Source organism: Algoriphagus marinus, assembly GCF_001936475.1.
Lineage (GTDB): Bacteria > Bacteroidota > Bacteroidia > Cytophagales > Cyclobacteriaceae > Algoriphagus > Algoriphagus marinus.
This window is the reverse complement of record NZ_MSPQ01000003.1, coordinates 53,187-73,661: the sequence shown is the minus strand read 5'-3', so window position 1 is coordinate 73,661 and position 20,475 is coordinate 53,187. Positions and strand designations below refer to the sequence as shown.

The following is a 20,475-nucleotide window of genomic DNA, read 5'->3' as shown; positions in this document are numbered from 1 at the left end:
TGCCGATACCGCTTCTATCCCTCACGCAATCAAGGAAACATCCTCCTCAAAAGCAGGCACAAAGATAGAAGAAAAACCCTTTTGAGTGGTCAGAAATCCAAAAAATGGCGATTTGAAAATCAGAAGTAAAAAACGAATAATAAAATGGACTAGCAGGCAAAAGTTAGAAAGCTATTTAGTCACCATATTCAAGCTATAATGAACGTTCCTTCCTCCACCTATTGATTTAAATACTCCAATCTCAGCAAGCTGCTGAAGATCTCGTGTCGCTGTTGCTTTGGAAACTTTTGCGATTCCCATGTATTTCTTGGCAGTCATGCCACCATTAAATCCTGATGGTCCTTCCTCAAGCATTCTTGCGATTGCTTTTAGCTGGCGTTCATTGAGCTCATTTTTCCAGCGATCAAAAAACCGTGTTTTCTTAAACGTAAACTGAATAAGCTCAAGTGAATCGGTTTGGGCAGTTAAAATCGTCTCCCCAAAATAGTTTAGCCAATCAGTGATTTCGAGACTTTTTTGAGCCTTGGATAAGTAGCTGTAATAGCTGCTTTTTTCTTTTTCGATCACACTTGATACACTGATTAAAGTAGTGTAGCCAAGCCCCTGATGGATGACTTTTTCAACCAACGCACGACCAATTCTCCCATTTCCATCTTCAAAAGGGTGAATACTCTCAAAATATAAATGGGCTATACCGGCACGCAATAATGGGTTTAGAATTGCCTTTGATTTGCCTGGAGCAGTTTGATTAAACCATACGATAAAAGCCTCCATTTCATACGGAACTGCAGCTGAAGGAGGAGCTTCGAAGTGAACGGTCTCTTTTCCTATCACTCCTGATACTACTTGCATGGGAGCACTATCACTTCGCCATCTTCCAGCATTGATATAGCGATTTCCTTCCATGAGCATCTTATGCCATTCAAATAGTACTTCGGGTGTCAATTCATCAGCAAATGAAGCCCGGACATTCACGATCATTTTTGCAATGCCTTTTGCGCGAAGATCTTTAACGAAATTAGGTTGAGCTTCATGAATCCCAAGATTCTTTTTGATTGAACTCATTACATCTTGTCGACTGAGGAGTTCCCCTTCTATCACTGAGGTTTTCATTGCTTCTCCTACGATCGTTTCAAGAAGTAGCTCTTCTTGATCAATCGAACTTACTCCTTCAAGCATACCATTTCCCTGACCTGATTTTAATAAGAAATCAAGTTGTTGGTGGACTAATATTCCATCCTCAAAATTAAATTCAGGCCAATTGGGAAATTGCCAGTTATAGATCATGAGCCAAATATATAAATTATTCGGCTCAAAATATTGCTTTTTGTGAGCCGATTAATCAAGTTATTCGGCTCATCCAATACCTTCCAATGGATTTTTATCCATTAATCTTAAATTCAAAAGGTCATTATTTTTTAAAAACAGCATCTTTACGATGCATTAAAAAAAGAATCCTGCTAGTACAGTTTTTAAAAGATACCATGAATCACCTCCAATCCTCCATCACCCTTCCTTGCGGTGCTACTCTAAAAAATCGATTGGCAAAAGCTCCTATGACGGAACGAATGAGCAATTCGGCATACGAACCTACTTCGGAGCATGAGCATCTTTACCAGCTTTGGTCTGAAACTGGAGCAGGATTGCTAATCACCGGAAACGTGATGATTGATCGAGATCATATGGAATCAGCAGGCAATATTTTCTTTGGGAATGAAGCCATGATTCCAAAATTAAAAAAGTGGACTGCAGCTGGCACTGTCAATGGAAATCACCTTTGGGCGCAGATTTCACATTCCGGAAGACAAACCAATCGATTCGTAAATCCGCATCCCAAAGCTCCGTCTGTGGTGAAGCTAAACAAGCTTTTTCTCTTTGGGGAACCAAAGGCAATGACCGAGGAGGACATCCATCAAGTGATTTCCGGTTTTCGACTAGCAGCAAAAATTGCAAAAGCTTCGGGCTTCACCGGAATCCAAATCCATGCAGCTCACGGCTATTTATTAAGTCAGTTCCTTTCTCCAAGAACCAATCACCGAGACGATCAATGGGGCGGAAGCCTTGAAAATAGGAGCCGCTTATTAATGCAAATCGTGCAGGAATGCCGAGAGGAAGTTGGTGCTTCCTTTCCTATTTCGGTCAAGTTGAATTCTTCTGATTTTCAAAGAGGTGGATTTACCGAATCTGATTCGCTTGAAGTCGTCAAAAAATTGAGCGATGCTGGTATTGATTTGATCGAGATTTCTGGCGGGACTTATGAAAGAGTTACTTTTTTTCTAGGGAAAGAAGAAAAAACAGTGAAAGAAAGCACTCAAAAGCGGGAAGCCTATTTCCTGGATTTTGCAAAGCAAGTCAGGCAGATCTGCCAGGTACCGTTGATGATTACAGGCGGATTTCGATCTTTTGATTTCTGCAACGAAGTCCTAGCAAATGGAGAATGTGATATGATCGGCATGGGAAGGCCTTTTATTAGTAACATCGATTCTATCCAAGGATTTTTAGCGAGCAAAGTGACCTATTTAGACAACCCTCCAATCCGCACAGGTTTCAAAGCTTTTGAAGATGCCGCAGAGGCTGGTTTTTATGCACGGCAACTGATCAGTTTGGCAGAAGGAAAAGGTCTTCAAAAAAATCTCAACCCTATTGCTTGCTCCATGTTTATCGTTACCCATGAGTTCAAGAAAGCTCAGGAAAAGAAAAACCGCTGAAAAATTCCAGCGGTTTTAAAATTATATTTTCGTTCACTATTTCTTCAACAAGCATCAGTGAGTGTTAAAACTTCACTTTCGCTTCCAATTTTGCTCCAGCTCGCTCATAAGCCACTGAAGTAGAATCACCTTTTTGGAATGCACTCAATGCCCGCATATAGCTCATCATATCGACAATCGTCGAATCACCCATTTGGAGAATGATATCGCCTTTCATCAGACCAGCAGCTTGAGCAGGTTTGTCCTCAGATACGCCATCGATTCGCATGCCTTTGCCATCATATAAGTAATCCGGAACCACACCCAGCGAAACAGTAAAGCGAGGAGAGTCCCCATTGCTGTCTTTTGTTTTGGTAAAAGCTAGCTTCGGTTCCGCATCCAACTGATCTACCAAGCGATCAATGTATTTTACGACTTTTAGTAAACCTTCATAATTGATCAAATCTGAATCATCTGAAGGTTTGTGATAATCCTCGTGCTGACCAGTGAAAAAATGAAGAACGGGTATATCCTGAAGATAAAAAGAGGTGTGATCTGAAGGCCCTACTCCAGACTCCGAAGTCACTAATTTCAAGCTATCTGTATTCACAGTTTCCAAGACAGGAAGGAACGAAGGACTGGTCCCCACACCATTTATGGCTAAGGTTTTCTCCTCATTCATCCTGCCGACCATATCCATATTGATCATGTAATTCACAGTAGAGAGCTCGATGGTAGGATTTTTTACAAAATAATTGGAACCCCAAAGTCCATTTTCTTCTCCTGAAAATGCGATAAACAGGAAATTTGAAGTATGTTTTTCATGTTTGAGAATCTTTGCCAAAGCTACTAGTGCTGCTGTTCCCGAAGCATTATCATCAGCACCATTGTGAATTGCCGAATCGCCACGGTGAAGCGAACCTTGCGCCCCCATTCCCAAGTGGTCAAAATGAGCTCCGATTATTATGGTGTTTTCAGATTTGTTGTCGATATATCCAATTACATTTCTTCCGGTTACTCCATCCCCATCGGTACCTATTACAGCTTCTTCATGCGGGTTGGTCGGCTTAGAAACTGTAAAGGGCTGGAAATATAAATCTGTACCTTTTGGTTCCAAACCTATCCTCTCAAACTCTATTTCCAGATATTCTGCAGCTCTTTGCTCACCTTCTGTACCTATTGCTCTTCCTCCAAGATCATCAGCGGCAAGATATGTGACATCGGTCTTTAAGCCTTCAAGTAAACTTTGATCTGTAGGAGTTGTATCGCAACCCCAAGTAAAAAGTGCTCCTGTGAGGAGAATGACGAGATATTTTGATTTAGTATTCATCGGTTGATTGATTTTAGCCCAAAGATAATAATTGGTATCTTCGCGCTGCAATTTAAACAGCTGTAAAAACAAAAATGAGAGCACTTATCATCTTAGTCTTGTTTGCAACATTCGCTTGCAACCCAAAAACTGAAACTATTGAATCCCACGAATCCACCGCTCATTCGGCTTCAGATTCCCTACTTCTTCAACCTGAAGAAATGAAGTATCTGAAAAACATCAAGCAGATCACTTTCGGAGGAAATAATGCAGAAGCTTATTGGTCATTTGACGATTCCATGTTGGTCTTTCAATCGGATTATGCTGGTTGGGGAAATAAATGTGATCAGATTTTTTACACAAATTGGGAGACGGATGATCTAAAAAACAACCAGCCGCAGCGTCTTAGCACTGGGCTCGGAAGGACTACCTGTTCTTATTTCCTGCCGGACAATAAGACCATCGTCTATGCTTCTACTCATTTGGGTGGTGACAACTGTCCGGCTGTCCCAGAACCTAGAACAGATGGAAAATATGTATGGCCAATCTATGATTCCTTTGATATTTTCACCGCCGACCTCAATGGCAATCTCTTGAATCAACTGACGAATGAGCCCGGCTATGATGCTGAAGCTACCGTCTCTCCAAAAGGAGATAAAATCGTTTTTACTTCATTGAGAACAGGTGATTTGGAACTTTATACTATGAATATTGATGGGACCGATGTCAAGCAAATCACCTCAGATTTAGGATATGATGGTGGCGCTTTCTTCTCTCCTGATGGTTCAAAAATAATCTGGAGAGCTTCAAGACCAACTACCGAAGCTGATATCAAAGAATACAAAGACCTATTAGCTGAAGGACTGGTGATGCCAACCAGCATGGAACTGTACATAGCCAATGCCGATGGAACTGATGTGCGGAAATTAACTGATCTCGGTAAGGCCAATTGGGCTCCATTCTTTCATCCATCAGGTGAAAAAATCATTTTCGCTTCCAATCATCAGACTGAAAGAGGATTTCCATTCAATTTATTCATGATCAATATCGACGGAACCGGCTTGACAAAAATCACGAATGATGGCACCTTTGATGCATTCCCGGTTTTCTCTAATAATGGCAAATACTTGGTTTTTGCTTCCAATAGAAATAACGGCGGCACTCGGGACACCAACCTATTTGTTGCGGAGTGGATTGGAGAATAGATCTATTAGTTTCTTTACTTTGAAAAGTTAAAACGTTAATTTTAAAAACTTTAGAATATAAATTCGATTACCCAAAACTAAAAAACTATGAAACGATTCAAATCAATCTTTACAATCGCATTTGTGATGCTGTTAATTTCTGCAATGAGTTTTACCTCCTGTGGTGGTAAAAAAGAAGCAAACAATGAAGCTGATACAGAACAAGCTGAAGGTGGCGAGCATCCTGAAGGAGGAGAACATCCAGCGGGTGGTGAGCATCCTACAAATGGGGATAGCACCGAGCATCCAGCTGATAGCACTGAACATTAAGAATTGAATACAAGAAAGGCTGTTTTCACAGCCTTTTTTTATGTCCTAAATTTTCCTCTGGAATGAAAATCTCGAATTTACTTTTACTTCTTTTCCACCAATTTCCAAGTAGGGATAGGCTAGAAAGTTGATCGGTCCAGCTTCAGGACCTGGCGATAGTTTCAAATCTCTTCCCCTGCTCAGCTCAATTCGATTCGCGGGATGGCGGCCGAAATAATAGGTAGCTAATGCAGTGTATTTATTTCCCTCACTGATATCGACAGGCCACCATTTCCCATCTGCATAGAATTCGGCCCAACAATGGTAACCGTCAATTCCACCTTCATTTCGATCCGATGGGATCGAGGCCCCAATTGCAAATCGCGCTGGAATCCCAACCGATCTCGCCAGTGAAATAAAGAATGAATGAAATTCGGTACAGTTACCCGTTTTGGAATCGCAGGCATAATTGGAATCTCCCCTACCGTAGTCTCCAAACTTCATGTATCGCATGTTATCAATGATGTAATCATAGAGAACACGAGCTTGGATCAGATGTGAGTCGTTTATTTTATCTCCTAGCTCTTCTTTGGCAATCTCCTCAAATCTTCCACCGGTAGGCATCAGTTTGGTCGAAGCTAAGTAAAGCGTCTTATCAGGCTCAGGCGCGTCATAAGGTCCTTTCTCCTTTCGCTTCACCGCATAAGTAAGCTTAATTTCATCGCCTGAATTTTCAGGCCCTAATTCAAAATACAGGAGCGTATTTCCATAGCTACCATCTTTTATTCTTTTTGCCCCTTTTGGGACTGAAGTCTCAAGAAGCTCGATCTCCTGAAAAGGGTCCGACTCCGCTATTGGAATCCACATTCTTGCCGGCCCTTGTAACTGAGGTACTTGTGCGGTATAGTAAAATTCAAACTCGTCTCTTCCTTCCACGACACCTAGAAGGCTTGTATTAGATTGATCCATAGGTACTTTAAACCAAGTTTTGTCTTCTTTATTTTGCTTCCAGGAATAGAAAGGTTTTCCATTTAGCTTATGAACTGTAGTAGAGGTTACATCCATTCCTCCGGGTTCTCCTTCCATGAAAAAATCCACATCATAGACTTCGCCGCTTTCATCGACTAAATCCACACAGGCAAAATGGCTTTGCGGTCCGAGGTTAGATAAATATTCGGTATGAACTCGAACCAGCTTCATTTTGAGATCATGATTTTCATCTTTCACCGGAAATACCCCTCCATTCTTTTCAGTTTGATCTGCGATATAGGCTTTGATTCCTTCTTCGATCTGGCTAATACTTACTTTAGGAGTTGGAGAAATTTGGGCTAATTCCTTCTCATCTTTTTGCTTGTCTGGAGTACAAGAAATAAGAAGTGCCACCAATGCCAATGTAAGACTGAACAGATTTATCCTTAATTTTCTCATGCTTGAATTTAATAGCTGTTTGTGAGTATCGCCTCATTATTGAACGGGTTTTCTCAAATAAAATCTTCAATTTTTGTTTTGAACAATATATCAATCGATAACTAATTCAAAAATGAAGTCTATACATTGAGAATTTTTAGATCAGTTTTTTAAAAAAACTTATGATTAGATTCAAAATCTAAACGGAAGACCAAAGTTAAGTTTCACGTACACTTTGAAGGACATACTTTGATTCCTGAAATGATTTTTGTTTTTTGAGCGAAATGCCACTCAGACCTATGAATATTTACAAAAGATTAATATTTCCACTTTTGATTACGCTCTTTTTGGGATTCACCAAAATCTACTTTGGGGAAGCGGCTAAATCTTGGGAAGGGATTTTGGCCTACTTACCTCATTTAAATACCATTTTTATTATCTCTGGTTTTACCTGGTGTCTATTGGTTTTGATCAAAATCGGTAAAATTTCTTTGCTAAAACAATACGACATCAATCAGGAAAATAATCTCAAGGCGCGAAAAGTTTACACTCAAATCAATGTACTTGAGAAAGTCGCAAACTTCCTGATCATACTGCTTGGAATAGGATTGATTCTGATTTCTTTTGAATCGATTCGTCAAATCGGTGTTGGACTTTTTGCATCTGCGGGGGTGGCGGGCATTATCATTGGTTTTTCTGCCCAAAAAGCCATAGGGACGCTTATTGCTGGTATTCAAATCGCAATCACTCAGCCTTTCCGTCTGGAAGATGCAGTCGTAGTAGAGGGCGAATGGGGCTGGATTGAGGAGATTAATTTGAATTACGTTGTGGTACGAATATGGGATCAAAGGCGGTTGATTTTGCCATCGACCTATTTTTTGGAAAAGCCTTTTCAAAACTGGACTAGGACTTCCGCTGACATTATCGGGTCCGTATTTATTCACACAGATTACACAATTCCCTTTGAAGAGCTTCGCAAGGAACTAGATCGGATTTTGGAAAAGACAGATCTATGGGACAAGAAAGTGAAAGTACTTCAGGTGACAGATGCAAAAGAATTTACTGTGGAATCAAGAATCTTGGTATCTGCAAGAAACTCCCCTACAGCTTGGGACCTTCGAGTCTATGTCCGAGAAAAGATGGTAGAATTTGTTCAAAAAAATTATCCGGAAAGCCTTCCAAAGACACGTCTTTCTTTGGAGAAAGAGACACCTTCTAAATAAATACAACTAATTGAAAAACTGGAAAAAGCTTTTAGAAAGCAACCCAACCTGATTTTCCAGATTATTTGTTTTCAACAAAATACATTAAAATATCGCCTTTGTTTTTTGCTGATATTTTACCTCTACTTTCAAACACAAAATCTTCCTTACAAGCCAAATAGGTGGAATGGGAAACATTCACCTTACCTGCAATAGAGCCCGACTGGATCCTGTCTGCCGTATTTACAGTATCGCCCCATATATCGAATGAGAACTTCTTTAAGCCTACGACTCCCGCTACTACAGGGCCAGTATTAATTCCCACTCGAATCTTAAAATATTCCCGGATTGCTTCAGGTTTTTCTTTCCCATATTCTTCAATAAAATCCCGCATCTCGATCCCAGCCCGAATTACATCAGAGGCGGATCCTGTCTCCCCAGTCACACCGCAGGCGCTCATATACGCATCACCTATTGTTTTTATCTTTTCCAAACCGTATTTGGTTGTGATCATGTCAAAATTCCTAAAACAATGATCCAGTTCAGCTACCAATTCTTCAGAAGATATCTGGGAGGAAAATTTCGTGAAATTCACAAAATCTGTAAACATCACTGTTGCGTCAGTCTGCAATTTTGCTTTAGCAAAACCATTCTTTTTGAGCTCGTCTGCAGTTTCTTTTGGTAAAATATTCAAAAGGAGATCTTCCGATCGTTTCTTTTCTTCAAACAACTCAAGATTTTTAGTCCTTAGATCTTTCGTACGTTCTGCAACACGCTGCTCCAATTCTTGATTGTAAGCCTCCAATTCCTTGTTTGCGTGCTCCAAACTGGCATACAAGCTGGAATTGGAAAGTCCAGCTTCCAAGAATCCTGAGATGGAAACGATGGTATCCAAGTCACCTTCATCCAAAGGTGGGTAAAAAGGCCACGCTTCTTTTTCTCTCCCTGTCACCATCCAGGCAATAATTTTATTCCTCATTCGAATCGGAACAGCTATAAAAAAAGGCAAGACTAGCCTTTCACGAAGCTGATCGATTAAGTCATTGGTACGCGTATTTTTATTAGCAAGAAATGGCCTTACCATCGGGCTTTCTTCGATCAAAAAATCCACCTGTCTGTTATGGATTAAATCCACTTCTTCACGCTCATATCCCATATGAAACTTGGGGCTAAAGCCTTTTGAATGGCTACTCAATTCCCAAAGAACGACCGTTTTATCCATTTTGAGGGTGGTATTGATCAATTCTAAGGTATTCGTGAAAAAATTTTCTTCATAAATCTGATGGCCAAAGGCATCATGCAGGGCTGACAAGATTGTAAAGCCATTTTCTTTTTGGATGAGCTTCCGCTTCAAAAGTGAAATCTGAGAATCACTCCTAATATTCTGTCCAGCTACTTCATCGGAGAGCTGACGATAGTATTCAACCTGTCGCTGCAGCTCATTTAACAAAATATCTTTTGAATCTTCGCTCATCTGGATTACCCGATTTTTTCACTGAACACACAAAATAAGCCTGTCCAATCTAACACCTGCAACTCATTTTTAATCACTGCAAGTTCCCCCGCCTCATAAATTCCCATCAATGGAAATTCACCATTTATAGCTTCTTGAACGTGACGGACATCCTCATCGGTATGATTTGAATAGGCTGCCGCACGGCCAGAACAATTGATATACATTCCGAAAATGATTTTTCTGTTTTCGGCTTTGACTTTGTCAATCAGTTTTTTAGTTCTTTTAGACACATACTCCATCTCAAAGCTACGGCGCATGAGCTGGACTTCAGTACCTTCTTCGATATCCATCTCAGCCATAAATAGCCCCTTCGACTCTGGATCTACCCCGACACACATCCGATTGATGTAATTTCCGGGATTATAGGACTCCCATTTATCCCCCATATTTTTACCTAAAGTCACAAAAAACTTCAACTCTTGAGGGCTGGACAGTAAATCATCTCCCAAAATACTCCCCACCACATCTAAAGCTGGCATATGATCCAACTCAAGGATACTCGCTCCTTTGGTTGCAGTCACGGTATGATAGGCACTTGCAGGTTGACATCCATGCATGATCTGGGTGTCTATCCGAATATTGCCATGAAGGATAAGTGCCATCGCAGCGTTTTGACTCATTTCAGTTCCACACCATTGACGGGTCGGTTTGAATTTCATGTCACCGAGCATTCTCGCCCCAATTATATTAGGCCAAACGGTTAAACTTTCTTTCATTCCGTTGATAAATGGAGTGCCGTAATTCATCCGAAATCGACCCTCCAAGCGATTTACTGCATCAAAAAGCAATACTATCTGAGGAACTGTGTCATATTCTTTAGCGGCAATTTTTTCACCTAAGGCCTTACCGGTTTCATATTCATGAAATCCGATTCCTTCTTCGATCAGAAGGTCAAATTTGATTTCTGATTTACCCAAAAGACCAATCACAGTCTGGTAACCATCATACCCTTCTTCCACATTGGTACAGGTGCCGTTGGCGAATCCTCCAAAAAACTGTGTCTGGGCACCAAGGCAAGATTTCACTCCTTCAAAAAAGTCAAGAGGGTCATGTCTTGAAGTACAAAACAAAAAACAAAGCTGAACTTCCTCAGGAGAAAGTTCAGCTTTGGCTAATGCTTCCTTAGAAGCCTGAATTCCGGCCTTTTTTGAATCCGAGGATTCGGAAAATCCCACTCCAAATGAAGTACCGGTAGTCATTTTACTCTTCGATTACAACTTCTGTAGTTACTCGTAGCGGTAGCTCTATTGTGTTTTTAATTGGGGATTTTTTATCTAAAGTCTCTTTGGATTTAAGAAGCTGCTCTGGTGTTGCTCCATTCTTTCCTTTCAAAGTTACTTTATAGTGCAAATCCAGTGGACCATTAGGCTTTGTACGATCCATGCCCAATACTCCATGAATATCAAAGTTCACAGAAACCTCTACATTAATTTTCTCTAACTCAGTCCCGAATAAGGCGGCATTAGTGGCAATTCCAGCTGTAAGGCAACCACAAAGTGCCGATGCTAGGTATTCAACAGGATTAGGATGCTCATCTGATCCACCTAAAACAGCTGGCTCATCTACCATTAAGTGAAATTTACTCGCTTCACTGCGAATATTATTTCCATTTGAAAAAAGCTCTGAAACAGTAACTGACGTTTTTGTTCCTCCTTTCCATTCGGACTTAGCTTTAAACTGGACAAGTGCTACTTTAGGATCGTTTTTGATTGCTCCTGTGAGTGCCTCAATATTGTCGAGGTTTACTCCATTTTTAATGTTTGGCATGTTTAGAAAAAGTTTTTAGTGATAAAAAGAATGATTGAAATATACCAAAAATAGGGGCTAGTCCAAACTAACCCTTATATTTAATCTATTGATAATCTCAAGTTTAGTTTTTTATATAACCAATTTTTTCTTACACATGTCACAAAAAAATCTTCAAAAAATCCAACCAGATGCAGAACTGCATCAAATGCTCCAATCAATTACTGAATCAGAAAAAGAAGAGTTTATCGAACTAATCTTTTCACTATTGAAACAAGCCAGTACTACCGAGCATTTGCTGGCAATGCAATACTTGTTCACAAGCTTTAGTCTGAAGAAATACCCAGAGGAATTTGCAGACTACAAGGGAGTGTATCCGAATCCTGAGAAGGAAAAAGTCAAGAATGAGAAAAACCCCAATGATTCATCAGAATTTGAGGAACCTCCATTGACCGAAACTCAGCAAAAAATCAATGAAATTCGAGAAGCCCAAGTGGAAAAAATCCGAAGATGGGAGGCCAATATTTTAATGGTATCTCGGGAGGAAATGACTCACTTATGTTATGATATGAATTTATTGGCTATTCTGGGCAAAGACCCTTACATGTACCGGCCAAACTTTCCTGTACCCGCAACTGCTTTCCCACTAGGAAAGCCAGTTAATCTGATGCCTTTTAGCCCAGTAGCCTTAGAGATTTTTCGTTATTGGGAAAAACCAGATCACCTACCAGTAAAGGATCCGCTTTTGGCAGATGGAATTCCTGAAGGATTAAAAGAACTCTTCACAATTCCACACAAAGATCCAGACCAATTTAACCACCCGGAGACCCATCAAGAGGCTATGGATTTTCTGAAGAAATTTTTTTCTAAGTCTTTAGACCAAAACACACTCGCAAAGATCCATGATCCTTTAACCAGCGGAACTCATTTCGACAGCATTGAGCAGCTTTATACCTTTATTCGTGCTTTTCTATTGATTGGATTAAAATACAAAGTATTTGAAGGCCAAAACATGGAGCGGATTGTGGACGAGCATTATGGATTTAATATCAACTTGAATCCTTTGGTCCTCGGGCAATTCGAAGCTTATGTTGAAGAAGCGATTGAGCAAATCATCGAAGAAGGAGAAGGTGTCTGGGGAATTCCTCCAGCTTTAGGAAGTCATTTCTGGGTATTTCAAACGGTGATTGATTCCATGTCTCGGGAATCGAAAGAATCCGGTTTATCATTCGAACCAGCACTACCCGTCGTATGGAATCCTACTTGTGCTACATTGAAGGATAGACATTTGATCAACTCGATTCCAAATATGCCTTCCAATGCTACTTATCAAGTCACTAATGTAGTAGCGATCCAAGCTATGCAGCTTTTCAACGAAGCTTATACGACTATGATCAAAATGCTAAGTGGGTTTTTCGGACATTATGAAATTGATCAAACCACGGGCATCAGACCACCTCAGGTGAACGCTTATTTCCAAACCGCCTTTTATCCTTTTATGACTAATGTAATTCGGCCCCTTGGAGAAATGATTTGCCGGCTTCCTGCTGATGAGAGTTTTGTCCCGGATGGAGGTAAAGTTCCGGATAGATGTGCTGGACCTGATTTTCTATTTGATATTTCCCAGTTTGATTCTTGTGGAATCGATGAAGCGATTAAACCCTATAATGATGTCGATAAGTATTTGGCTCATTTTGAAGCCATGAAAGAAAGTGCACTCAAAATAAAAGACCTGTGCGAGGAAAGAGGCTATCATATGGCATTCTATCGACAAACTGATGCAAGGGATTTTCCGGTTTCTTTCCAATATCTAGCAGAAAATTTTGAGCGAATTGGGAAAAACTTTTGTGCTTATTGGGACGGTAAAATGGTTGCCCCAATCTCATCAAAAGGTTTTCAAAACTATTCTACTAACTTTAATTAATACTTTTTATGTCAACATTAAGCATTTCTTTTGACGGTTATTTCCAATGTCGATTAGCAACAGATCCAGACCCCTCCAATGAGCAGCGTGGAATCTCCGGATTTACTTATTCAGTAGCTGGTGAGACCCTACTTGACCCTTCGATCTGGTCTCAGGCAAAGGATATCGAAGCTGCATATAAAAAGAAGGATCCTGCGTATCAAGATCCACTGCGCTCAAATCCTCAATTTGATATCAAGAATATCAGAGAAGCATCTCCTGATTATACCGTTTATAATTCACGAGGAATTGGAATTCTAGTCAATAAAGTCGAAGTCGATGGGGAAATAGTCCCGGATCTAGATCAGAAAATGAAAGGGGCGCTTTGCCGATTTGCAAATAGACCTGAATCAAATGGACCTTACAAGGGACCGATTTTCGAAGGAAGAAATCAAATTACCTCCGATGGAGATCCGGATCGATTTACAGTCAATCCATTTCTATTTACGATTTCCACTCCTGATGACTCAAAAACTATTCTAAGTCGCTTCGATCCTTTAGACTTCGATCATCCGAATTGTCAACTTTATAAGATTTTCCCTAATGAAAAAGTTGATAGAAGATTACCCTATCAGCGGTTCGCACTTTCAGATGATGGATTGGCCCAAATCGGCTTGACTTCAGATGATTTAAATACCTACTTCGAAAATCGTATGAACTGGCTTAAAGGAAAAATTGTCGAAGCCGAAGCTGTAAATAAACCTGCTTTGGCAGAGGCCTATCGATCCAGATTATATGCAGTAAACTTCTTCACTCAGGCTACTGGACCCACTGTACTTGCAAATCGATTGCTGAGTAGAATTCCACTTCGACAGCTCTATCAGCACAGCATCCGAGGCAACTCAAGCATGCTTCCTGTCCCAATGGCCGACCAGGAGTTTTTTGGCTCTTATCAAATTGACACTGAGAAAGAATGGAAAATTCTTTACTACCTAGGTCAATATGATGGAGATCTAATGGCAGGATGGTGCAGCGGTACCTTAGATATTCCTCTGAAATAAACCTTAACTCCTCAACCTCAAAGGATTCAGTTTATAACTGGATCCTTTTTTAAATATTATGTGGACCTGCCCAATTTGCGAACGCGACCTAAAACGCGAAAACCAATGGCACATGTGCATCAAAGCGGATTTAAACTCGCTTTTTGACGGTAAGCCGAAAGAGTTGGAGTTCGTCTTTGATAAAATCTTAGCACAAGTCTATGATTGGGATGAGGTGATCGTGAGTAATACCAAAAATGCGATCATGTTTGTACACAAACAGACTTTTCTAGTCATTCGACCTATGAGTAAATTTTTGGATTTGAAATTTTATTCTAAGGAGCAGCAACTTTGTCTACCATGCTTCAAGTCCACACAGGTTTCTAAAAAATTTGAAAATCGGATCCGTATCTCCTCATTGGAAGAACTAACCCCTACTTTAAATAAATTAATCCGGCAATCTTACGAATTACTTTAAGTCATTGCTTTACTTGGAAGAAGCATTTTGGTAATTTGAATGATGGTCTTTTTTAAAATATCCTTTCTGCGGATCTTGTTACTTCCACTTCTTTGCTTCTTTATTTTGTCTTCGACATTTGCACAAGACAATTCAGAGCAGAAATCAAGCTTTAATTTTTCTACCTTTTTGGATGGGTATTATGGTTATGATTTTAATATCCCAACCGAAAAAAAGCGTCTCCCTTTCCTATTCAATCATACTCGTTCCAATCAATTTGCAATTAATCTAGCCTTAATCACGGGGAATTATGAAATAGGTCGCTTCAGGAGCAACTTAGGAATCCAACAAGGAACCTACGCAGAAGATAATTATAGCGAAGAACCAAAAATTCTTCGCTGGATCAATCAAGCCAATATAGGTTTTGCCTTAAATAAGAGTAAAACAGTGTGGTTAGATGCTGGAATAATGCCTTCGCATATTGGATTTGAAAATGCCATTTCAACAGAAAACCTTACACTTTCCAGATCCATCATAGCTGAGAACAGTCCATATTTTCTAACAGGAGGAAAACTTGGATGGCAGACGAATCCTCGTTTGTATTTTTCATTTTGGGTAACGAAGGGCTGGCAAGTAATCCAAGGGATTGAAGGAAATTCTCAACCCTCTATTGGCACCCAGGTAGATTTTAAATCGTCTGAAGAGCTGACTTTAAACTGGAGCACATTCATTGGAAATAATTTCAATAATGAAAATCGTAGAATGCGCTATTTCAGCAATCATTATGCGATTTGGGACCCTGCTGGAGACTGGAAGTTTATCGCTGGGATAGATTTAGGATGGGAGCAGAAAATGAAAAATTCTAGAACTTTGAATTTCTGGTCTGGTGGGACCATTATTGTATCCTATAATATCAATCCAAATTTGAAAACCTCCTTTCGAGGAGAATTTTACAGCGATCCTCAAGGAGTCATCGCACTCAATCAAAACATGGAAGGTCTACAAACCAGCGGTTTTAGCTTGAATTTTGATCGAAAAATTGGTGAGAATTTAATTTTCAGAATTGAGTCCAGATATCTAACCAGTCCAAAGGAGCAATTTTTGAAGGAGTCCAACCCAAGTTCTTCCAATTTATTTATGCTTGCATCGGTAGCATTTCAATTGGATTAAAAAATAGATTTGTTAGTTTCAAGAAAACAAAAACTATGAGCTACGAATCCTTAATGTATTTTCATCTACTGACTGTAGTTCCATGTATTTTTTTAGGAGGTTACTTACTTGCTGCGCGAAAGGGAGGATCAATCCATCGTAAACTTGGTGGAATTTACATGATTCTCATGATGCTAACCGCATTGATTGCTTTACTTATCCCAGCTGGCGTGGGTCCTCGATTTTTAAATCACTTTGGCTATCTTCATTCGTTAAGCATCATCGTGCTATGGACAGTACCAACTGCTTTTTTTGCAATAAAGAAAGGTAAAATCAAGGAGCATCAACGTAAAATGATAATTCTATACATCAGTGGAATTATTATCGCAGGAGGATTTACCTTGACTCCGGGAAGGTATTTATATGAGGTCTTTTTCGGTTAATCAAAAACAGTTTTCCTCCCTTTTTTGAAATAATTTGAATAATGCTGTGATTTTTTAAGCTTGTCTGCGAATCATTGGGAAAAGATATTCAAATGAGTTCCTCATCCAGAGTTATTTCTGAACAATTTATAAAGCTCCTTGAAGAGAATAAAGGAATTCTATTTAAGGTCGCGCGTACTTATGCCAGCGGGGAAGAGGAAGTAAAGGATTTGATTCAGGAAATCTCAATTCAGGTCTGGAAGGCTTTCCCTAGGTTCAATCCAGATTTCAAATTTTCTACTTGGCTCTACCGAATAGCTTTAAATGTGGCTATCTCAAACCTCCGAATGGAATCCAAACGGAAAGAAATTCATCGTGGCTTTGATGAACAAATGGTACTCAAAATCCCAGAAGAGGATCAAGAATCTAATCAATCCTTAAAATTACTTTATCAAGTAATTGGGACATTGAAATCATTTGATCGCGCACTGATACTTCTCTATTTAGAAGAAAAAACCTACTCGGAAATCTCGGAAATCATGGGAATCACCGAAACTAATGTGGCAACCAAACTTAGCAGATTGAAAAAAACGATCAAAGACAAATTCCTAAAGCTAAACCAACACTAAAATGAACGAGCAAGAAATTTTAACGCTATGGAAATCCCAAGACAGTAAGATTGAAAAAGTCATGGCGATGAACTCCAAGATTCTGAAAGAACAAATCAGTCAGAAATCCAAGAAAGCACTCTTCGGATTTAAAGCTGAAAAAATTACCGGGATAATCTTCGGGTTACCCTATTTGATCATTCTTGGATCTATTCTAGGTATAGGATTGCAGGTAAGCAGCTTAGCTGGAAATTACTTTTTGATCTCAATAGGAATGATTTTCCTGATCAATTTGAAAATCTTCGCAGATTATGTCCGGCATTTAGTCATGAGTTATCAGATTGACTTCTCAGGAGCCGTTGCTGATATTCAAAAGAAATTGATTGAGCTTCGATTTTCGCTGATAAGAAGTGTGCGATATATCGGATTTCAACTTCCGTTTTACAGCACTCTTCATTTGGACAGTTCTTGGTTTCCTTCACAGGCGAACGCGGTTGGAATCATTATTCAGGTTCTAATCACAGGGATATTTACTTTCGCGGCAATCTGGATCTTCCTGAATTTCAAACCTGAAAATTCAAATCACAAAATTGTAAAAAAACTCTTTTTCATCGCTGGGATAAAAGAAATTGATCAATCCATGCAGCAATTGGAAGAATTAAAGAATTATTAACAGCCTCTAAAAACTAGCGGAGAAAAATCAAAGCTCCGCTAGTTTTTCAAGGTATTCATCAGCCTGCTTCAATATTTCTGCTTTATCCTTCATCTTATCCAAGGTGCGGTAGGCCATTCCGATTCTTGGATTTTTCTCGAGTTTATCGCGATTGCGATCATAAAAATGCCAATACAAACTATTGAAAGGACAGGCTCCATCGCCCGTTTTTTTGTTAGGATCATAGGCGCAGTGCCCACAATAATTCCCCTGCTTTTTGATGTAATTGGCTGAGGAGACATAGGGCTTGGTTCCGACTATTCCCCCGTCTGCAAATTGGCTCATCCCTCGGGTGTTGGTGATTTCTACCCATTCGATCGCATCGATGTAGATTCCGAGATACCATTGATCCACTTCATCTGGATGGATTCCGGCAAGAAGCATAAAATTACCCGTCACCATCAGTCGCTGAATATGATGTGCATAGGCTTGCTCCAAAGACTGAGTGATTGTATGACTTAGGCATTTCATCTTGGTCTTGCCCGTCCAAAACCAATCCGGTAATTCCCGATCATGACCAAAGAAATTCAGCTCCGCAAAGTCAGGCATTTTTGCCCAATAGATTCCTCGCATGTACTCCCGCCATCCGATGATCTGACGGATAAATCCCTCGACTTGGGAAATACTGATCTTAGATTGATTTTCCTTCCAATGTGCCACCACTTTTTCCACCACTTCCAAAGGAGAGAGCATCTTTGAATTCATTGCAAAACTAAGTCTGGAATGGAAAAGAAATGGATCCCAAGTAGTCAGCGCATCCTGATAATCTCCAAAATGAATCAAAAGATTTTCGCAGAAATAATCCAAAACTTCCAGGCATTCGCCTCTACTAGTTGGCCAGTTGAATGCTTCTGCATCAATTTCCCCGATGGTTTTTACTCCCGCTTTATGGATCATCTCCACCAATTCATTCACCGCTTTAGGATGGAGTTTTGGCTTACGCAAAAGGCGTTTATCTTTTAAAGCCGAGCGGTTTTCAGCATCAAAATTCCACTTGCCATCCACTGGTTCTTTTCCTTCCATCAAAATGTCAAAATCCTTGCGCATTTGACGGTAGAAAGTCTCCATCAAAAAGGTCTTTTTCCCTTTAAAAAAATCAGCCAAGAATTCTCTCTCAGTAAGAAAATGTTCTGTCCCAACTGCTCTTGCAGGGATATCCAGGGAGCTGGATATATGTTTGAGCTGCTGATCAAGGCGGTATTCGTCCGGAAGTTGATATTCAAAACTTTTAAAATTACCATCCTTAACAAGTTTGGAAATCATTTTACCCAGATCTTGCTGATTGTCTTCCTGATCTAATTTGAAGTACAATACTTCATGACCAGCATCCTTGAGTTGATCAGCAAAATTTCGCATGGACAAGAAAAAAGCTACTACTTTTTGAATGTGATGCGTCACATAATCTGTTTCCTGACGCATCTCAAGCATTAGATAAGTGAACTTCGAATCTGCTGTATCAAACCAAGAGTGGGAGAGATTCAGTTGATCACCCAGAATCAATCGTAGCGTTTTTGTCATAAAAAAGAATTTATCTCTAAAGTCCTTTCGAATTCGGATTGTTTATGAAATTAATATTTAGGACTATGAATAATCACGTCATTCTTAAATCCAAAAAATAAGGAAGTCGCAAGTTTTTTTGAAATGATCAAATAAAAACAGGATTTAAACAGTGTTGCCAGAAATTTTACAAAACTTCCGTAAACCTTTAATATTTAAAACAAGGGATTGTTCTAGCTCTTTGATTTCTACTTTTTGGATCTCCCCAAAGGAAGGAATAAGTGAGTGACACCTCATGTGCTCCACCTGAATTACGAAGTCCAAGCTTAGATACAGTTACATCATAGGAGTAGCCAATATCTAATCCATTTTCTAATGATACTCCCACTAATCCAATAATTGCTTCATTATTGGGTAATCCATTTTTGGTAGGCAATCCTCTATACCAAACCCCGAGAACCAGTGGCTCCACAAAAAGTTGTACTCCAAGGTCTAATTGGTTAAAAGGATCTTGCTGCTTGTAATTAAATGCGAATGACACAGATCGCTCGGCAAAAGCATGTGTGAAATAATTTCTTCTCCCGCCCTGAAGATCAAAGCGGATTCCGCCTTGCGCTGATAATTTCATTGGGAGTTTAGAAATTTGTCCGTCCACAAATGAAACATTAGGCTCTGAAATATGGTGTGCTGAGGCTCCCAACCAAATTTTATTGGAATAAAACATACCTCCAAAACTGTAATCGAAAAAGCTATACCTACTATCTATTGGGATTCCATTCAATTCGTCTGTAATACCTCCTACTGTGCCATTAATAATATCAATCTGAGTCCCAAATACTAGATCATTGAAGAAAGCATCTCGCTGCATGTAGCTGGCCATTCCCCCAATCCTGAAATAAAGATCTTCTCCTAACTTTAATCTATAAGCGTATGAAAGTCCGATTTCGTTTGTAGAAAGATTTGCCATACTTTCTTGGCTTCCATTAAAGATCAAGCCTATCCCACTATTATAGTCAAAAAGATAATGGTCAATATAGGCCGAGTAAGAATTAAAATTCTGATCCAGTCCAGGCCATTGATTCCGATAGTTGACACCGATTCTCGTTAGCTCACTTGCACCGGTAAGTGCTGGATTAAGATATAGAGGAGCAGCGTAAAATTGAGAATATTGGACATCTTGAGCGTAGGAGTCTTCTATTGCACCAGATAGTGCAATCAAAAAAATGAAAACGCCTAATAATTTCCTCAACATAAGGTATCGCTCCTTCCCCGAAGGCAAAATTACTCATTTAGAGCTAGCAATCAGGAAATTAAATCTAATAATGTG

The 20,475-nt window shown here is 39.7% G+C and carries 19 protein-coding genes; 11 read left to right on the top strand and 8 right to left on the bottom strand.

Annotation, left to right across the window (positions count from 1 at the left end; translation table 11 throughout):
- Nucleotides 1-171 precede the first annotated feature (171 nt).
- Nucleotides 172-1,287, bottom strand: coding sequence for a Fic family protein (locus tag BVC88_RS07080; RefSeq protein ID WP_075349968.1), 1,116 nt, complete (start codon nucleotides 1,285-1,287; stop codon nucleotides 172-174).
- Nucleotides 1,288-1,484: 197 nt separating this feature from the next.
- Between BVC88_RS07080 and BVC88_RS07075 the strand changes: the two genes are divergently transcribed.
- On the top strand, nucleotides 1,485-2,708 hold the full coding sequence (locus BVC88_RS07075; protein WP_175574387.1) for an NADH:flavin oxidoreductase/NADH oxidase family protein: 1,224 nt from the start codon (nucleotides 1,485-1,487) through the stop codon (nucleotides 2,706-2,708).
- A gap of 64 nt (nucleotides 2,709-2,772) precedes the next feature.
- On the opposite strand, the gene BVC88_RS07070 is transcribed toward BVC88_RS07075, so the two are convergent.
- Nucleotides 2,773-4,017, bottom strand: a complete 1,245-nt coding sequence (locus tag BVC88_RS07070; RefSeq protein WP_075350172.1) for a M28 family peptidase — start codon at nucleotides 4,015-4,017, stop codon at nucleotides 2,773-2,775.
- 74 nt (nucleotides 4,018-4,091) lie between these two features.
- Between BVC88_RS07070 and BVC88_RS07065 the strand changes: the two genes are divergently transcribed.
- Nucleotides 4,092-5,201: a TolB family protein gene (locus tag BVC88_RS07065; RefSeq protein ID WP_075349966.1), complete on the top strand. Its 1,110-nt coding sequence runs from the start codon at nucleotides 4,092-4,094 to the stop codon at nucleotides 5,199-5,201.
- A gap of 87 nt (nucleotides 5,202-5,288) precedes the next feature.
- A complete protein-coding gene (locus BVC88_RS07060; RefSeq protein WP_075349965.1) occupies nucleotides 5,289-5,510 on the top strand; it encodes a hypothetical protein in 222 nt (73 codons plus the stop codon).
- 45 nt (nucleotides 5,511-5,555) lie between these two features.
- Here BVC88_RS07060 and BVC88_RS07055 read toward each other — a convergent pair whose 3' ends face one another.
- Nucleotides 5,556-6,917, bottom strand: coding sequence for a transglutaminase-like domain-containing protein (locus BVC88_RS07055; RefSeq protein WP_075349964.1), 1,362 nt, complete (start codon nucleotides 6,915-6,917; stop codon nucleotides 5,556-5,558).
- A 278-nt stretch (nucleotides 6,918-7,195) separates the two neighbouring features.
- Between BVC88_RS07055 and BVC88_RS07050 the strand changes: the two genes are divergently transcribed.
- Complete coding sequence (locus BVC88_RS07050; RefSeq protein ID WP_075349963.1) at nucleotides 7,196-8,119, top strand: mechanosensitive ion channel family protein; 924 nt, start codon at nucleotides 7,196-7,198, stop codon at nucleotides 8,117-8,119.
- A gap of 61 nt (nucleotides 8,120-8,180) precedes the next feature.
- Here the strand turns inward: BVC88_RS07050 and BVC88_RS07045 are convergent, their stop codons facing one another.
- Genes BVC88_RS07045 through BVC88_RS07035 form a run of 3 tightly spaced genes read right to left on the bottom strand, consistent with a single transcriptional unit; the run spans nucleotide 8,181 to nucleotide 11,381 of the window.
- Entirely contained in the window at nucleotides 8,181-9,572 is a 1,392-nt protein-coding gene (locus BVC88_RS07045; protein ID WP_075349962.1) for an adenylate/guanylate cyclase domain-containing protein, read from the bottom strand.
- A gap of 5 nt (nucleotides 9,573-9,577) precedes the next feature.
- Entirely contained in the window at nucleotides 9,578-10,813 is a 1,236-nt protein-coding gene (locus BVC88_RS07040) for an FIST N-terminal domain-containing protein (RefSeq protein WP_075349961.1), read from the bottom strand.
- Between the two features lies 1 nt (nucleotide 10,814).
- The gene (locus BVC88_RS07035) at nucleotides 10,815-11,381 is read right to left on the bottom strand and encodes an OsmC family protein (RefSeq protein WP_075349960.1); all 567 of its coding nucleotides are present in this window, start codon (nucleotides 11,379-11,381) and stop codon (nucleotides 10,815-10,817) included.
- A gap of 136 nt (nucleotides 11,382-11,517) precedes the next feature.
- Between BVC88_RS07035 and BVC88_RS07030 the strand changes: the two genes are divergently transcribed.
- The 7 genes from BVC88_RS07030 to BVC88_RS07000 all read left to right on the top strand — a co-directional run bounded on the left by BVC88_RS07030 (nucleotide 11,518) and on the right by BVC88_RS07000 (nucleotide 17,612).
- Nucleotides 11,518-13,284, top strand: a complete 1,767-nt coding sequence (locus tag BVC88_RS07030; RefSeq protein WP_075349959.1) for a ferritin-like domain-containing protein — start codon at nucleotides 11,518-11,520, stop codon at nucleotides 13,282-13,284.
- An 8-nt stretch (nucleotides 13,285-13,292) separates the two neighbouring features.
- Nucleotides 13,293-14,324: a hypothetical protein gene (locus BVC88_RS07025; RefSeq protein WP_075349958.1), complete on the top strand. Its 1,032-nt coding sequence runs from the start codon at nucleotides 13,293-13,295 to the stop codon at nucleotides 14,322-14,324.
- Nucleotides 14,325-14,436: 112 nt separating this feature from the next.
- Nucleotides 14,437-14,781 carry a DUF5655 domain-containing protein gene (locus tag BVC88_RS07020; RefSeq protein ID WP_075349957.1) on the top strand — a complete coding sequence of 115 codons (345 nt, stop codon included), beginning with the start codon at nucleotides 14,437-14,439 and terminating at the stop codon, nucleotides 14,779-14,781.
- Between the two features lie 39 nt (nucleotides 14,782-14,820).
- Nucleotides 14,821-15,930 (top strand): porin, encoded by a 1,110-nt coding sequence (locus BVC88_RS07015; RefSeq protein WP_083639037.1) that lies wholly within the window; start codon nucleotides 14,821-14,823, stop codon nucleotides 15,928-15,930.
- 35 nt (nucleotides 15,931-15,965) lie between these two features.
- Nucleotides 15,966-16,352, top strand: a complete 387-nt coding sequence (locus tag BVC88_RS07010) for a DUF2306 domain-containing protein (protein ID WP_075349956.1) — start codon at nucleotides 15,966-15,968, stop codon at nucleotides 16,350-16,352.
- Between the two features lie 92 nt (nucleotides 16,353-16,444).
- Nucleotides 16,445-16,960, top strand: coding sequence for an RNA polymerase sigma factor (locus BVC88_RS07005; RefSeq protein ID WP_075350170.1), 516 nt, complete (start codon nucleotides 16,445-16,447; stop codon nucleotides 16,958-16,960).
- A gap of 1 nt (nucleotide 16,961) precedes the next feature.
- The gene (locus BVC88_RS07000; RefSeq protein WP_075349955.1) at nucleotides 16,962-17,612 is read left to right on the top strand and encodes a hypothetical protein; all 651 of its coding nucleotides are present in this window, start codon (nucleotides 16,962-16,964) and stop codon (nucleotides 17,610-17,612) included.
- Between the two features lie 27 nt (nucleotides 17,613-17,639).
- On the opposite strand, the gene BVC88_RS06995 is transcribed toward BVC88_RS07000, so the two are convergent.
- Nucleotides 17,640-19,169, bottom strand: coding sequence for a cryptochrome/photolyase family protein (locus tag BVC88_RS06995; RefSeq protein WP_075349954.1), 1,530 nt, complete (start codon nucleotides 19,167-19,169; stop codon nucleotides 17,640-17,642).
- A 187-nt stretch (nucleotides 19,170-19,356) separates the two neighbouring features.
- Entirely contained in the window at nucleotides 19,357-20,400 is a 1,044-nt protein-coding gene (locus BVC88_RS06990) for a PorP/SprF family type IX secretion system membrane protein (RefSeq protein WP_075349953.1), read from the bottom strand.
- Nucleotides 20,401-20,475: the final 75 nt, after the last annotated feature.